Origin of the sequence: Hyunsoonleella sp. 2307UL5-6, from assembly GCF_047345485.1 — a bacterium.
Taxonomy (GTDB): Bacteria; Bacteroidota; Bacteroidia; order Flavobacteriales; family Flavobacteriaceae; genus Jejuia.
This window is the reverse complement of the sequence record NZ_JBLFEN010000001.1, coordinates 477,538-493,351: the sequence shown is the minus strand read 5'-3', so window position 1 is coordinate 493,351 and position 15,814 is coordinate 477,538. Positions and strand designations below refer to the sequence as shown.

The 15,814-nt window shown below is 32.5% G+C and carries 9 protein-coding genes and 1 pseudogene; 2 read left to right on the top strand and 8 right to left on the bottom strand.

Annotation, left to right across the window (positions count from 1 at the left end; all coding sequences use genetic code 11):
* Positions 1 to 290: 290 nt before the first annotated feature.
* From ACKGJY_RS02130 to ACKGJY_RS02100, 7 genes and pseudogenes are all read right to left on the bottom strand, one after another.
* On the bottom strand, positions 291 to 2,702 hold the full coding sequence (locus ACKGJY_RS02130; RefSeq protein ID WP_413972193.1) for a thiamine pyrophosphate-dependent enzyme: 2,412 nt from the start codon (positions 2,700 to 2,702) through the stop codon (positions 291 to 293).
* A 156-nt stretch (positions 2,703 to 2,858) separates the two neighbouring features.
* Positions 2,859 to 5,690 (bottom strand): metalloprotease, encoded by a 2,832-nt coding sequence (locus tag ACKGJY_RS02125; RefSeq protein ID WP_413972192.1) that lies wholly within the window; start codon positions 5,688 to 5,690, stop codon positions 2,859 to 2,861.
* Positions 5,691 to 5,783: 93 nt separating this feature from the next.
* Positions 5,784 to 6,473 carry a TIGR00730 family Rossman fold protein gene (locus ACKGJY_RS02120; RefSeq protein ID WP_413972191.1) on the bottom strand — a complete coding sequence of 230 codons (690 nt, stop codon included), beginning with the start codon at positions 6,471 to 6,473 and terminating at the stop codon, positions 5,784 to 5,786.
* A gap of 39 nt (positions 6,474 to 6,512) precedes the next feature.
* Positions 6,513 to 9,344, bottom strand: a complete 2,832-nt coding sequence (uvrA, locus tag ACKGJY_RS02115) for an excinuclease ABC subunit UvrA (RefSeq protein ID WP_413972190.1) — start codon at positions 9,342 to 9,344, stop codon at positions 6,513 to 6,515.
* Between the two features lie 86 nt (positions 9,345 to 9,430).
* Positions 9,431 to 10,129 carry a hypothetical protein gene (locus ACKGJY_RS02110; RefSeq protein WP_413972189.1) on the bottom strand — a complete coding sequence of 233 codons (699 nt, stop codon included), beginning with the start codon at positions 10,127 to 10,129 and terminating at the stop codon, positions 9,431 to 9,433.
* Positions 10,130 to 10,190: 61 nt separating this feature from the next.
* Positions 10,191 to 11,885 (bottom strand): annotated as a pseudogene (ggt, locus tag ACKGJY_RS02105) (gamma-glutamyltransferase).
* Positions 11,882 to 12,481, bottom strand: coding sequence for an ACP phosphodiesterase (locus ACKGJY_RS02100; protein ID WP_413972188.1), 600 nt, complete (start codon positions 12,479 to 12,481; stop codon positions 11,882 to 11,884). The pseudogene ggt and the gene ACKGJY_RS02100 overlap by 4 nt, the downstream one beginning before the upstream one ends.
* An 80-nt stretch (positions 12,482 to 12,561) precedes the next feature.
* Between ACKGJY_RS02100 and glmM the strand changes: the two genes are divergently transcribed.
* Positions 12,562 to 13,950 (top strand): phosphoglucosamine mutase, encoded by a 1,389-nt coding sequence (gene glmM, locus ACKGJY_RS02095; RefSeq protein WP_413972187.1) that lies wholly within the window; start codon positions 12,562 to 12,564, stop codon positions 13,948 to 13,950.
* A gap of 220 nt (positions 13,951 to 14,170) precedes the next feature.
* Here the strand turns inward: glmM and ACKGJY_RS02090 are convergent, their stop codons facing one another.
* A complete protein-coding gene (locus tag ACKGJY_RS02090) occupies positions 14,171 to 15,052 on the bottom strand; it encodes a lysophospholipid acyltransferase family protein (protein WP_413972186.1) in 882 nt (293 codons plus the stop codon).
* A 63-nt stretch (positions 15,053 to 15,115) separates the two neighbouring features.
* Between ACKGJY_RS02090 and ACKGJY_RS02085 the strand changes: the two genes are divergently transcribed.
* Positions 15,116 to 15,751: a rhomboid family intramembrane serine protease gene (locus tag ACKGJY_RS02085; RefSeq protein ID WP_413972185.1), complete on the top strand. Its 636-nt coding sequence runs from the start codon at positions 15,116 to 15,118 to the stop codon at positions 15,749 to 15,751.
* Positions 15,752 to 15,814: the final 63 nt, after the last annotated feature.

Here is a 15,814-nt window from a genome sequence, read left to right as displayed (position 1 = left end):
TATTTTTTTAAACCGCTATAAGATTATAACTTCATTTTTTGTAAGAAGCAGAATTGAAATTATGTTGTAATTTTTAAGATAACACTGAGGATGTGCTACAGTAATTGTATAAATAAATTTATAGCATTAAAACTAGATTAGAGGTTTATTGAGTAGTTGTTTTTAGTACTAAACTAAATTAAAGTTGTAATTTAAAAACTCAAAAGTAAAATATCTCTATAACAGCTTTAGACTATTATTTTAATTTTAAAATAGTTGCAAATTATCGAAGCTTTTTAGGTAAGGAATTGTTATCTAAACTTTGGAAAATCTGAAGGACTCAATTCATGCATTACATCATAAATAGCTTCAAATATATCTTCAGTCGAAGGTTTTGAGAAATAATCACCATCGTTACCATAAGCAGGCCTATGGGCCATAGCTGATAATGTTTTAGGTGTGCTATCTAAATATTGAAAAGCATCTTGCTTATTTAAAATATTATCTAAAATATAAGCTGAGGCTCCACCTGGTACATCTTCGTCTATAACCATTAAGCGATTAGTTTTGGCTATACTCTTTACAATATCTTTATGAATATCGAAAGGTACTAAGGATTGCACATCAATTATTTCAACATCAATGCCAACAGCAAGTAATTCTTTTGAAGCTTGTTCTACTAATCGTAATGTTGAGCCGTAGGATACTATGGTAATATCACTGCCTTCTCTGATAGTTTCAACAACTCCAATTGGTGTTTTTAAATTACCTATGTTATTTGGACGTCTTTCCTTTAAGCGATAACCATTAAGGCATTCAACAACTAGTGCAGGATCATCTCCTTCTAATAGTGTATTATAAAAGCCAGCAGCTTTGGTCATATTTCTAGGTACTAAAACCAAAACACCTCGCATCAAATTTAATAGACCACCCATTTGAGAACCAGAGTGCCATATACCTTCAAGCCTGTGACCACGAGTTCTAATAATCAATGGTGCTTTTTGTCTCCCTTTTGTTCTATAATGTAGGGAAGCTAAATCGTCACTTATTACATTTAACGCATACAACATATAGTCTAAGTACTGAATTTCGGCAATAGGTCTTAAACCCCTTAATGCCATACCAATGCCTTGACCGATAATTGTAGCTTCTCTTATACCAGTATCAGCAACACGTAACTCGCCATATTTTTCTTGTAAACCTTCCAAACCTTGATTTACATCTCCTATGTTGCCAGTATCTTCTCCAAAAACTAAAGTTTGAGGATATTTACTAAAAATGGCATCAAAATTATCACGAATAATTATTCTACCATCAACCAATTCAGAAGTGTCATCAAATACTGGTTTCACTTCTGTAACGTGCATTGCAGATTTGTCTGTTTCAGAATATAAATGAGAACTAAATTTAGGTTGAATTTTATTGAAGCTGTTATTTACAAAATTTTTAAGTTTTGTAACCTCTTCTGTATCTTCAGTTATAGAATATCTTAAAGCTTTTCTTCCGTTTGACAATATATCTTTGCGTGTTGGCTCGCTTATAGAAGAAAGCGTATCTTTTAATTTAGAAATAAAAACACCGTTTGCGCTAGATTTGGATAATTTATCCAATAGGGAAACCATTTCGTTTTGTTCCTTTTTAATAGGACTCATAAATGTGTTCCACGCTTTGGTTTTACTTTGTTTTACTTCGCGTTTTATAATACGTTCAATATCTGTCAAAGTCTCATTGGTTGCAATACCACTTTCTATAATCCATTCGCGTAGTACTTTGTTGCAATCGCGTTCTGCTTCCCAATTTAAACGTTCCCCGCTTTTATAACGTTCATGAGATCCTGAAGTAGAGTGACCTTGAGGTTGTGTTAATTCTGTAACATGTATTAAAACGGGAACATGTTCTTCTCTAGCTATGGCGCTAGCTTCTTGGTAGGTTTCAATTAAATTAGCGTAATCCCAACCTTTAACACGTAAAATTTCAAAACCTTTATGGTCTTTATCTCTTTGAAACCCTTTTAAAATTTCTGAAATATTTTCCTTCGTAGTTTGATGTTTAGCATGTACAGAAATACCATATTCATCATCCCAAATACTAATAACCATTGGTACTTGTAATACCCCAGCAGCATTAATAGTTTCAAAAAACAAGCCTTCGCTAGTACTTGCGTTTCCAATAGTACCCCAAGCGACTTCGTTTCCGTCTTCTGAAAATTTAGTAGAATTTATATCTTTTAGTTGTTTGTAAACTTTAGAAGCTTGCGCTAATCCTAATAAACGCGGCATTTGTCCTGCTGTTGGCGAAATATCTGCGCTAGAATTATATTGGTTTACAAGATTTTTCCAATTTCCGTTTTCATCAAGACTATGGGTTACAAAATGGCCACCCATTTGGCGACCAGCAGACATAGGCTCTAGTTCTAGATTGGTATTTGCATACAAACCTGCAAAAAATTGTTCTACGGTTAAAGCACCTATAGCCATCATAAAAGTTTGATCGCGATAATACCCCGAACGCCAATCTCCAACACGAAATGCTTTTGCCATAGCTAGTTGTGGCACTTCTTTACCATCACCAAAAATACCGAATTTAGCTTTGCCTGTAAGTACTTCACGACGCCCCAAAACACTACATTCACGACTTTTAACAGCCATTTTATAGTCGTTTAAAACTTCTGCTTTAAAATCGTCAAATGATATGTCGTTTTTCAATTCTGTGAGTGGTTGCATGCTAATAGGGTTATAAGCGCATGCAAAACTACTAAAAAGAGATGGTTTATGCAATGATAACTCATCATAAAACCACGTTAAAAATATAATTAATTTTGAAAAACAGTATGAATTTTATAATATTATCACCGAATTAGTGTAAATAATAAGAATAATTTAATACCAGCGTCTTCTAAATAATCCTAAAAGTGATTCTGGATCTACCGTAAATTTAAATCTTATTTTTTGATCATAATTCGGTTGTGCTATTTCCCAACCCAGGTTAGAATATATTGGAAAGTATAATTCAAAATAATCGGTAACTAAATTAACACGCACACCAGAGTCATAAACAAACTTTGGCGCATTAAACTTGTTTTTTACAAAACCAAAATCTCCGTACCCCAAAATATATTTCCATAATGTTGTGCTTACGTTGGTTGTAGCAATCCATTGGTTGGCGAAAGGAACCTCTAATTGAGATTTAAAACCACCTTCGGCTTCTATGAATTGTTGTCTAAATATTCCTGAATCTTCAGAACGTCCAAGGTAATTGTATTCAAATAAATAATCTGTAGGTCTGTCTAACGCAAAACTGAAAAAAATAGAATTGATATCATTACTATTATCTAAGAAAAGTCCCGAAAAGAACCTCACATTTAATTGTCTGTTACTCGGAAATAGTTTTCTAAACTCATAGTTAAACGACACTTTACTAAAGGTTTTAGATACCTGAAAATCTGCGTACCACTTACTAAAGTTTATTAAATTATCGTTAGAATGTAAATAACGTGCATTAAATATGCTATAGTTTGGCTCATCACTACTATTTGGATTTGTAGGGTCTCTATCTTGATTAAAATCTAAAAACCTAAGGCGTAACAGTCTTCTTTTATTTGATCTAAAATCGTCATCTTCTCTAAATGAAAAAGAGATAGAAGGTATTATGCGTCTTACAAATAAGTCCTCGGCATAACTTCTATAGGTATAACTTGCACCGTAGGTTAATGCAAATAAGTTTCTGTTTTCAAAAAAATGTGTTTTAGCAACCGAAGCACCGCCTGTTAATGATTTTGAACCTAATGAATATTGTGGTTGTATTTTGTATTTCAAATTTCTACGCAATAAAGTGCCATTATATACTTTTGCGCCTAAATTAAGACCATCATATATATTATTAAATTCTACAATAGGCATAAAAAATACTTGATTGTAATAAGGGTCTTCAACATCTTGAAATAGCCTAAATTGTAGCGGCTTGTTATTAAAGAAAAATCCTTTTAATGATTTCCAGTTATCTCTTAAATTAATTTCTGGCGCTACTTTATTGTAGTTTAAAACAAGTTTATTAGCATCATTTTTTGGAACTGTAATAGTTTTTTGTTCTCCAATATTTTCTACCCAGTATTTTGAAACAATACTGTCGTTGTTTAAAGTATACAATGCTATAGGCATGTTATTTTGCCTCTTGTTTTTGATTGTTACAGTGATGGAGTCCTCCGTTTTTACAACTTTTTTTATTTTAAAATCTATTTTTGTTCTAGTTTTTAAATAATCTTCAAAAAACCAATCGATATTTTTATCTGTCTTTGATTTTAAGTAGTTTTCAAATGCGTTAGAGGATGTTTGTTGTAATCTATTTTCCTTTAAAAAGGGCTTTATAGCATGTTCTAAAACGTCATTATTAATAAAGTCATCTAAATATTTTAAACCTAGTCCCGCCTTATACTTATTTGCAACATTACTGTTGAATTTTAACAGCGAATCTTTTTGCATTGTAAGTGGCTGATCTCTGTTGGTTCTGGCCATATTCATAAATCCTAGCGTATACTTTTCATTGTAAAGTAGATCTGCAGCATGAAATGATCTTACACCCCAAAAGTTTGCTAATTTCCCTAAAAACTTCATGTCTGGATAATAGGTTTCAATATATTTCATTAAGTAATATATTTGAACACCATCTAATAACCAATGGTCTTTTCTAGGGTTTACAAGTAATGTGTTTTCTAAATAATTATGTAATGCTACTTTTAATAACCGCAGCTCATACTCAAAAGTATTTGAAAAAGGTTGTAAAAATTTTGGTAATGAAGATAAGCCATAAACGGGATCGTTTGCATTATCAATTTCAGTAAGTAACAATTTATCGTGTGGATACGAACCTAATTGTTGGGTTATATAAGTCATAACCTTATCGTTAACCATTACTTTATCTACTACTTCTAAATCATTGTCATATAGATCTGAAACGAGCTCAATCTCATCATTTTTAATGGATTTAAATTTTGAGTTTTTACTTAAATATAATTTAGTGCTTACCCTATTTTTACCGCTTAAAACTGTAGTAGTTTTGGCAGTATGTTGTGTTGTGGTTTTAGTATTTAATTCTGAAACTAGTTCATAATTTTCAGGATAACTTAGTTCTATATTTATATCTGATTTGGGTATAAATAAATCGTTTAAGTTTTTGTTGCTAAAATACTGCCATTCAGAATTATATATTGCTGGGGTAATGTACCAATACCTTAAATTTAAATCATTGTCTTTAGTATATCCGTAGCCTGTAAATTGGTCACTAGGAATTTTAACAACGTATTTAAGTTGAATAGTGTAGGAGACATTTGGAGCTAAAGGTTTAGGTAATCTAACCTTAATAACATCTACTTTATTTTCTAAACGATTAAATGTTAAACTGTCGGCATCTTGAAGTATAGCATTTATTTTTGAATAGCCACGAACTTCGTCTTTTGCTAAGTGAAATCTATTTATATATTCATCGGCTAGTCGTATTGCTAAATCACTTTTCTTTGAAGAAAAACTATTACTCCAATCGTTAAGATATATAGAATTTAGGGTGTCTTTTGAAGTATTTGTATAACTGATAACCTGGTCTATAGCTATTAGTTTCTTGTCAACATTAACATCTGCTTTGATGCTAATACTATTTTGACCAAAACTACTAAAACAGTAGGCTACTATAAATAAGTAAGTTAAAAATTGGAGCTTCAAATTAAACAATAATTTTTTTAAGATTTATTAAAAGCGTGATAATATAGTAAAACATATTAATCATGCCTTAATTATTAGATGTACGTAGTTTATTTAGAAGTTAGGTGTAAATCTTGATTTTTGGTGAAAATTATCTAGAATTGATATAACCTCATCTTCAGTATCAACAATATGAATTAAATCCATGTCTTTAGGACTGATGTTTCCATTTTTTTCTAAAAGGGTAGATTTTATCCAATCTATTAGTCCTTGCCAAAATGATTTCCCTACAAGAATAATCGGAAATTTTTCAATTTTATTAGTTTGTATTAACGTCATTGCTTCAAACAACTCATCAAGCGTACCAAAACCACCTGGCATAACTACAAAACCTTGAGAATATTTAACGAACATCACTTTACGGACAAAGAAATAGTCAAAATCTAAGCTTTTATCAGAATCTATATATGGATTATCGTGTTGTTCAAAAGGCAAATCAATATTTAATCCTACGGACGTACCACCACCTAAATGCGCTCCTTTATTACCAGCTTCCATAATACCTGGGCCGCCACCTGTAATAACACCATACCCAGATTCTACTATTTTTTCAGCCACCTTAACAGTCAATTCATAATAATCATCACCTGGTTTTGTTCTTGCAGACCCGAAAATGGATATACATGGCCCTATTTTACTCATTTTCTCAAAACCGGTAACAAACTCACCCATAATTTTAAATATGGCCCAAGAGTCGTTAGTTTTAATTTCATTCCAGCTTTTATGTCTTTGTTCTTTTCTCATTATATGTGTATTATCTTTTTATAGTGCTAAATAAGCGCGTTAAAGTAATTCTTTTTTTAGAAACTTAGCAGTATAACTTTTTTTGTCTTTAATAATGTCTTCTGGGGTGCCTTTTGCAACTACATTTCCACCGCCTTTACCGCCTTCGTAGCCTATATCTATAATATAGTCAACGGTTTTTATAACATCTAAATTGTGTTCAATAATCAGTACTGTATTACCTTTGTCTGCTAATTTATTGAGTACCAGCATTAATACTCTAATATCTTCAAAATGTAAACCAGTAGTAGGCTCGTCTAAAATATAAAACGTATTACCTGTATCCCGCTTGCTTAACTCTGTAGCTAATTTGATACGTTGGGCTTCACCGCCCGAAAGCGTTGTACTTTGTTGCCCTAAAGTAATATAGCCTAAACCAACATCTTGAATTGTTTTTAATTTTTTAAATATTTTAGGAATATGTTCAAAAAAGCCAACAGCTTCATTTATTGTCATATTTAACACATCACTAATATTTTTCCCTTTGTAGCGAATTTCTAATGTTTCTCTATTAAAGCGTTTGCCTTGACAAGTTTCGCATTCAACATAAACATCAGGTAAAAAGTTCATTTCTATAACTCTTAAGCCTCCGCCTTTACAGGTTTCGCAACGTCCATTAGCTACATTAAAACTAAAACGGCCTGCTTTATAACCCCGAATCATTGCTTCTGGCACTTTAGCAAATAAACTTCTAATCTCGTCGAACGTTTTAGTGTATGTTGCAGGGTTACTTCTAGGTGTTCTTCCTATAGGTGATTGGTTGATATCGATAACTTTATCAACATGCTCTAAGCCTTTAATGCTTTTGTAGGGCATTGGTTTTTTAACACCATTAAAGTAGTATGCGTTTAAAATAGGGTATAGGGTTTCATTAATTAAAGTAGATTTTCCGCTGCCAGAAACACCTGTTACACCTATCATTTTTCCTAATGGTAGTTTTATGGAAACATTTTTTAAATTATTACCAGTACAGCCTTTTAACTCTAAAAACTTACCATTGCCTTTTCTACGCGTTTTAGGTACTTCAATTTCTTTTTTACCGTTTAAATAATCTGCAGTAAGTGTGTTATGGGTTTTTAATTCTTTAGGATTACCTATACTTATAATTTCTCCACCATGTTTCCCTGCTTTCGGGCCAATATCTATAACGTAATCGGCGCGTTCTATCATATCTTTATCATGTTCTACAACAATTACAGAGTTGCCAATGTCTCTTAAGGAGACTAACGAATTGATGAGTTTTTCGTTATCGCGTTGGTGTAAGCCAATACTAGGTTCGTCTAATATATAAAGCACACCTACTAATTGAGAGCCTATTTGAGTTGCTAATCGTATGCGTTGTGCTTCGCCCCCAGACAGTGTTTTAGAACTTCTGTTAAGTGCTAAATAATCTAAGCCAACATCTAATAGAAATTGTATACGGGTTTTTATTTCTTTTAGAATTTCCTCTGCAATTTTTAATTGTGTTTTAGAAAGGTGTTGGTGTAACGTACTAAACCATTCAGACAATTCTACAATATCAGTATTTGCAAGTTCTGCGATATTTTTACCGTTTACTTTAAAGTACAATGATTCTTTTTTTAAGCGTGCGCCTTCGCATACAGGGCATTTAATTTTGTCCATGTATTCCTTAGCCCAACGTTTTAAAGATCTAGAGTCGGCTGTTTTATATTGGTTTTCTATAAAATTGGCTACACCTTCAAAATCTATTTTATAATCGCGTGTAACACCCAGTGTTTTACTTTCTACAGAAAATTTTTCGCTACCGCCATATAAAATAACTTGTTTTGCGTCTTTAGGAATATCTTTATAAGCATCAGTAAGCTTAAAGTTAAAGCGTTGTGCTATGGTTTCAAATTGTTTGAAAATCCAGCTTTTCTTTTCTGGCCCGTGTGGTGCTAAAGCGCCATTTTTAATGGACAACGTATCATCTGGAATTATTTTATTTTCATTTACCTGGTAAAGCTCTCCAATACCATTACAATTAGCACATGCACCTTTGGGTGAATTAAATGAAAAATTATTTGGTTCTGGATTAGGGTAAGATATCCCAGAAGAGGGACACATTAAATTTCTACTAAAAAAGCGCGCCTTTTGTGTATCTTGGTCTATTATCATCAACACATCATCACCGTGATACATGGCTGTGTTTATGCTTTCTGAAAGTCTCTTATCGTTATCAATATCGTCATTTACAACTAAACGGTCTATTACAATTTCAATGTCGTGGGTTTTATAACGATCTAGCTTCATGCCTTTAACTAAATCCTTAATTTCTCCATCTGCTCTTACTTTTACAAATCCTTGTTTTGCTATTTGCTCAAATAGTTCGCGATAATGTCCTTTTCTAGAGCGCACTACTGGTGCTAGAATGTTGATACGTTTGCCTTTAAAATCTTTTAAAATTAGCGTTTTAATTTGGTCATCACTATAACTCACCATTTTGTCACCCGTGTTGTAACTGTAAGCATCACTAGCGCGCGCATACAATAAGCGCAAAAAATCATAAATCTCAGTAATTGTACCTACTGTAGAGCGAGGAGATTTACTTGTTGTTTTTTGTTCTATGGCGATAACGGGCGATAAACCATCGATTTTGTCAACATCAGGGCGTTCTAAACCACCTAGGAACTGACGTGCATAAGCAGAAAATGTTTCTATGTAACGACGTTGTCCTTCAGCATAAATAGTATCAAATGCTAAAGAGGATTTTCCACTACCAGATAATCCAGTAATAACAACTAGTTTTTCTCTAGGTATAGAAACATCAATATTTTTTAAATTGTGCACACGGGCACCTTTTACTTCAATTTTTTCTTCAAATTCAGTCATAGCAACGCAAAGTTGCGAAGTTACGTTTTTTGAGGTTAAAAATGAAGTAGGGTTGATGTTATAAAAGCGTTAAAAACCAGGAGTAGTTAATCTGTTTTTACATCAGATATTTCTGAGCTAAAAAAGAGTATTTTGTGAAAGGTAGGTAGTTTTACACCAGTTTCAGTTATTTGCCAATCGTTCCAAGAGGCTTCTAAACCGTCTATTGGTGTGTTAGAATCCCACATGTTAAAGCTTTTTGGCATGCCCGTATCACTAAAATGCCATAAATACGAAGCGTTATTATTATATGTTACCAGTAATCCTTTTTTAGTATTAGGTAGCGTAACTAGTTTTCTGGTTACACCAACATCAAATACTTGAAACGGTGCTATTAGCCAAAATATATCATTATTAAAATAATCTTTAGCTTCTTCAACCAATTCCTTACCCATATCACCTTCAATAGTAAACCCGTGTACAAAAGCTTTACTTTGAGAATGCTCTTTTAAGTCTAATCTAATTTTATATTCCTTCCAAAATACCTCACAAATATTTTTAGTTTTATCCCACTCGTAATGCCGCCTATTTTTAAACGTCCATTCTATGTAATCTGTACTAGTATATGCCTCATAGTTTAAAGCTAAAAGCATTTTTGTGGCTAAATCGTCGGCAGGTTTACCTTCTGTTCCAAGCGGTAAGTCTTGATGATGTTTAAAATATAGGAAACCAAAAAAGAGAAGGCTTGGAAGTGTTATAAAGGTAATAACACCAAGACTAATTTTTAATGGTTTTTTTAGTTTCATTTTAGGGCTAAGTTTAAGCCTCTAAATTACCAAATGTCATTGATTTACAGAAATATAAATATCAAAAACCGATGGCTGTATCATCTCCTCGATAATCTGCACCACCCTCTAACGTGTTATCCTCTAAAACGAGTATTGCATCGACCTTGCCTATTATTTTAGATTCTCGTATAGCAACTGTGTATCCTAATTTCTTCAGCTTATTTATTAAGGGGTCATCAAATGCATTTGGTTCCATAAATATAGGTTCTGGAAGCCATTGGTGATGAAATCTTGGTGCATTTACGGCGTCTTGCATAGTCATTTTAAACTCATGAACATTTAAAATAGTTTGTAAAACCGATGTTATAATTGTTGAGCCTCCTGGTGTACCAATAACCATAAATAATGCTCCGTTTTTTTCTATAATTGTTGGTGTCATAGAACTTAACATGCGTTTTTCTGGAGCAATACTATTTGCAGCGCCACCAGTTAAACCAAACATGTTAGGTATTCCTGGTTTACTACTAAAATCATCCATTTGGTTATTAAAAAAGAACCCTAATTCTTGAGCATATAATTTTGAGCCATAAGCACCATTTAAAGTAGTTGTTACGGCAACAGCATTTCCAAATTGATCAATAATGGAATAATGAGTGGTTTCCATACTTTCATTAATTTCTATATTACCATGCGATAACGTTTTAGAATCTGTTGCTTTTTCAAAAGAAAAATTTCGCATTCTTCCATTTAAATACGATATGTTTAAAAGAATACTAGTGGGTATTTTTACAAAATCAGGATCACCCAAATAAAAACTCCTATCTGCATAGGCGCGTTTTTCAGCTTCAGTTATTATCTGTATGGTTTTTAAAGTATTATGCCCGTAAGTATCTAGATGAAAAGGTGCAATCATGGTCATAATTTGCCCTAAGCATATACCTCCGCTAGATGGTGGCCCCATAGATATAATTTTTAAATCATCATAATTAAAAGTGATGGGTTTTCTCCATTTTGGTTTGTACATTCTTAAATCTTCTTCAGTAATAATACCTCCATTTTTTTGAATGAAACTTGCTATTTTTTTTGCTGTGTCTCCTTTGTAAAATTCATCTTTTCCGTTTTTTTAAATTTTTATTAAAGTTTCGGCTAGGGCATTTTGTATGATATAATCACCAGCCTTCCAGTTTTTATCAAAAACTATCTGTTCTGTGTTTACACTATCAATAAGTGGTTGGTGCCGTTTTATGCGGTGTTCTTGCTTAGTAGTAACAATAACACCCTTTTTTGCTAAGTCTATAGCAGGTTGTAGCAGCGTTTCTATTGGTAGTGTTCCAAATTTTTTATGCACTTCAAAAATACCTGCTATAGTTCCCGGTACAGCTACAGACATAGCTCCTAAAGTACTTTTGTTTTTTATTACAGTACCATTTTTGTTTAAAAACATGTTTTTAGTTGCTGCCAGTGGTGCTTTTTCTCTGTAGTCTAAAGACCCAATATCTCCGTTTGCTTTTCGAAACACCATAAAACCGCCACCACCTAAATTGCCAGCCATAGGGTAGGATACGGCTAGTGCTAATTCAGTAGCTATCATAGCATCAAAGGCATTACCGCCAAGTTTTAAAATATCTACACCTATTTTAGAAGCCTCAGCTCTAGCTGAAACTATCATACCGTTTTTTGCTGTAACACCTCTATTATCATCTATAGTATTTTTTTTGTTTTTACAAGAGCAAATACAAATTAATACCATTAAAAATGTGTAATATAGTTTCATTGTACAGTATGGTTTAATTCAATGATTTTTTCTTTTGAAAATAAAGTAAGTTCTTCAAAAAAACTAGTAAACTCTTTTTCAAATTCACTATAAAATTCTTCTAGCTCTTTTACAGCTTTGTCCATGCCAGATATGTTTTTAGTTCTTTTGTTCATACCATACAATACCTTTGCTATACCTTCAATAGAAGCGTAGTTTAAAAGCCAATTGTCTGTAATCATATATGGCATCATTTTTTGTATGCGAGTTGGTAATACTTCATAGTTGTCTTTTAAAGACTTGTAAAAATCATCAACATAATTCTCTAATGGTATATTACTGTAAGTATTCCAATTTTTTGCTAAAAAATGATCGTATAAAATATCTACAATAATACCAGAAAAGTGCCCATATTTTTTATGCAATCGTTTCGTACTTAATCTTACGGTTTTATGTGCATCGGTATAAGTATCAATATGGCGATGTAGGAGTATCCCAATTTGGATGTCTCTATCGTAAATTTTATACTGTTTGCCTTTAACACCATCAGCTATAAAGTTTCCTATAGTTACTAAATGATTGTTACCCGATAGATAAATATGCGCTAAATAGTTCATTGTGGTAATTTACAAATAAGAGGATAACAAATACAATTTTGAAACTGTATATTTGCGTTTTAAATTTAATATGTTATAGTATGACACTTATAAAATCTATTTCAGGAATTAGAGGTACCATTGGTGGTACTGTAGGCGAAAACCTTACACCAATTGATGCTGTTAAATTTGCGGCTGCTTATGGTGCTTGGTTAAAGCAACACCGCAAAAAAGAAAATTACAAAGTTGTAGTTGGTAGAGATGCTAGAATTTCTGGAAAGATGATTCAGAGTTTAGTTATGCAAACCTTAGTAGGGCAAGGTATTCATGTTATTGATTTAGGATTATCTACAACACCTACCGTAGAGGTTGCAGTACCTATGGAACATGCCGATGGGGGTATTATTTTAACAGCTAGCCATAACCCGAAACAATGGAATGCGCTTAAACTTTTAAACGAAAAAGGTGAGTTTTTAGATGCTGATGAAGGTGCTAAGATTTTAGAATTAGCTGAAGGAAATACTATAGAGTTTGCCGATGTAGATAGCTTAGGAAAGATTACCAAAAATAAAGCCTACTTCGATTTACATATTATTGAGGTTTTAGATTTGCCGCTGGTAAATGTTAAAGCTATAGAGGCAGAACGTTTTAAAGTAGTAGTTGATGGTGTGAATTCTACAGGAGGTATAGTTATTCCTTTATTATTAGAGCGTTTAGGTGTTGATGTTGTTGAGCTGTATTGTGAGCCAAACGGACATTTTCCTCATAACCCAGAACCTTTAAAAGAACACTTAACTGATTTGTCTGACGCTGTTAAAAAGCACAATGCAGATTTTGGTATTGTGGTAGATCCTGATGTAGATCGTTTAGCGTTTATGGATGAAAACGGTGATATGTTTGGCGAAGAATATACATTAGTAGCATGTGCAGATTATGTATTGGGGCATAATCCAGGAAACACAGTAAGCAATATGAGTTCTACACGCGCATTACGTGATGTAACTGAGAAACATGGTGGCACTTATGAAGCCTCAGCAGTAGGCGAAGTAAATGTGGTAAAACTGATGAAGAAAAACAATGTAGTTATTGGTGGTGAGGGTAATGGTGGTATTATTTATCCTGAAATACACTATGGGCGTGATGCCTTAGTAGGGATTGCATTATTTTTGAGTTTATTAGCTGAAAAAGGCATGAAAGTAAGTGAATTACGAAAAACCTATCCTAATTATTTTATGAGTAAGAAGAAAATACAATTAACACCAGATTTGGATGTTGATGGTATTTTAAAAACCATGGAAGAGCTTTACCAAAATGAAAAATTAACTACCATTGATGGTGTTAAAATAGATTTCTCTGAAAGTTGGGCGCATCTACGTAAAAGTAATACAGAGCCAATAATTAGAATTTATACCGAAGCAAAATCTCAGGAAGAAGCCGATGGTTTAGCAGATAAGTTTATTGAAGAAATAGGTGCTATTGCAGCTAGCTAGTTTTTTAATTACTAATAATTTAATCGAAAAGAATTCCTCGACACTCTGCGTCGTGGTTTCCGTTGAAATTGTCATCCCGAACTTGTTTCGGGATCTAAATAACATAATTTCGGTTTTTTGACCAAAAAGTCAAAAATGAAACGATCGAAATACCTCTATGACTCTGCCTCGAGGATAGTTCGTTTCAAGAAATTATTTTATTAAACAAAACCTCCTAAATTTATTTAGGAGCTTTGTCTTTATGTTTCCAGCGTTTATGGGTCCATAAATAATACTCTGGCGCTTCATGTATTTGGTTTTCAACTAGTTTTAAAAACGTATCTGTAATTTGATAATCTTCAAATGCTTTTGGTGTTAGTGTTATAGTTTCAAACGTAGTTTCATAAAATCCACGTTTTACTTTTTTAACCTTAAAAAATACAACGGCCATATCTAGTTTTTTGGCTAACATTTCTGCGCCAGTATGTACAGGTACTTTTACACCCATAAAATTTTGCCAATGGTAGGCTTTATCTAGTTTTGGTGATTGGTCGGACACAAAACCATTAATAGAAATAATACCATCTCTTTTTAGTTTAATTAAGGTTGGAATAATCTCTCTGGTTGAAATCAAATAACTGTTGTATTTAGCTCTAATACGTTTTACTAGTCTGTCAAAATACTTATTAGCTAAAGGTTTATATACCGCAGTTCCAGTAGATTTCACGTAGGTTTGAAGTATAAAAATCCATTCCCAACTGCCATAATGTGCACACATTAAAATAGTACTTTTATGCTGTGCCTCTATATTTTGTACTACTTCTACATTAGTAAATTTATAGCGTTTTTGCATTTCACTTTTAGAAATAGAAAGCGATTTTATGGCTTCTACAATCATATCACACAAATGGTGGTAAAACACCTTAGTAATACGTTTAATTTCTTTATCTGATTTATCAGGGAACACTAGGTTTAAATTGCTATATACTACTTTTTTGCGATAGCCAAAAATGCGATATATTAAAACATATAAAACATCCGAAACAAAGTATAATATCCTAAACGGTAATATAGAAATTAGATATAATAAAGGATAAAGTAGTATATAAGCTAAAAAATGCATTTATTAGTTTTAGATTTGTAGGAGCAAATATATGTTAATTAGATTTTAAATGTTTACTACACAATGGGCAAATTAGATATTATTACAGTTGTTATTATAGCAGCAAATGTATTGATTTCTTATAAAGGGTTTAATGATTTTAGCTTTTTTGAGAAGTACAAATTTAATGTTGGAGGTTTAAAACGGGGCGAAAGAATAAGACTATTTAGCGCTGGTTTTTTGCATGTAGACATGCAACACCTACTTTTTAATATGGTTACACTTTATTTCTTTTCTGGTTTAGTAATCTTAAAACTTGGTAGTATTGGCTTTTTAACTGTTTATATTGGGAGTTTACTAGTTGGTAATTTTTTATCCTATTATTTTCATAAAGATGAATATCATTATAGTGCTGTTGGTGCTAGTGGCGCTGTAATGGGAATCATATATTCTGCTATTCTATTCGAACCCATGATGAAAATTAATTTTTTTATACCAGGTTTTGCTTTTGGTATTGGCTATTTGTTGTATTCTATTTATGGTATGAAAAAACGTATTGGCAATATTGGTCATGATGCGCATTTTGGTGGTGCAGTAGGTGGTTATTTATTTACACTTTTGCTATCGCCTTCTTTATTTCAAACAAGTCTTCTTTTTGTGTTGCTTCTAGCTATTCCTATTGTAATACTTTTTGTGTTGCAGAAAATGGGAAAGATTTAAATAAATAATTTTCTAGTTGGCACAACTATTGAATTTAAGAGTATAGAAGAACATCTGCATATT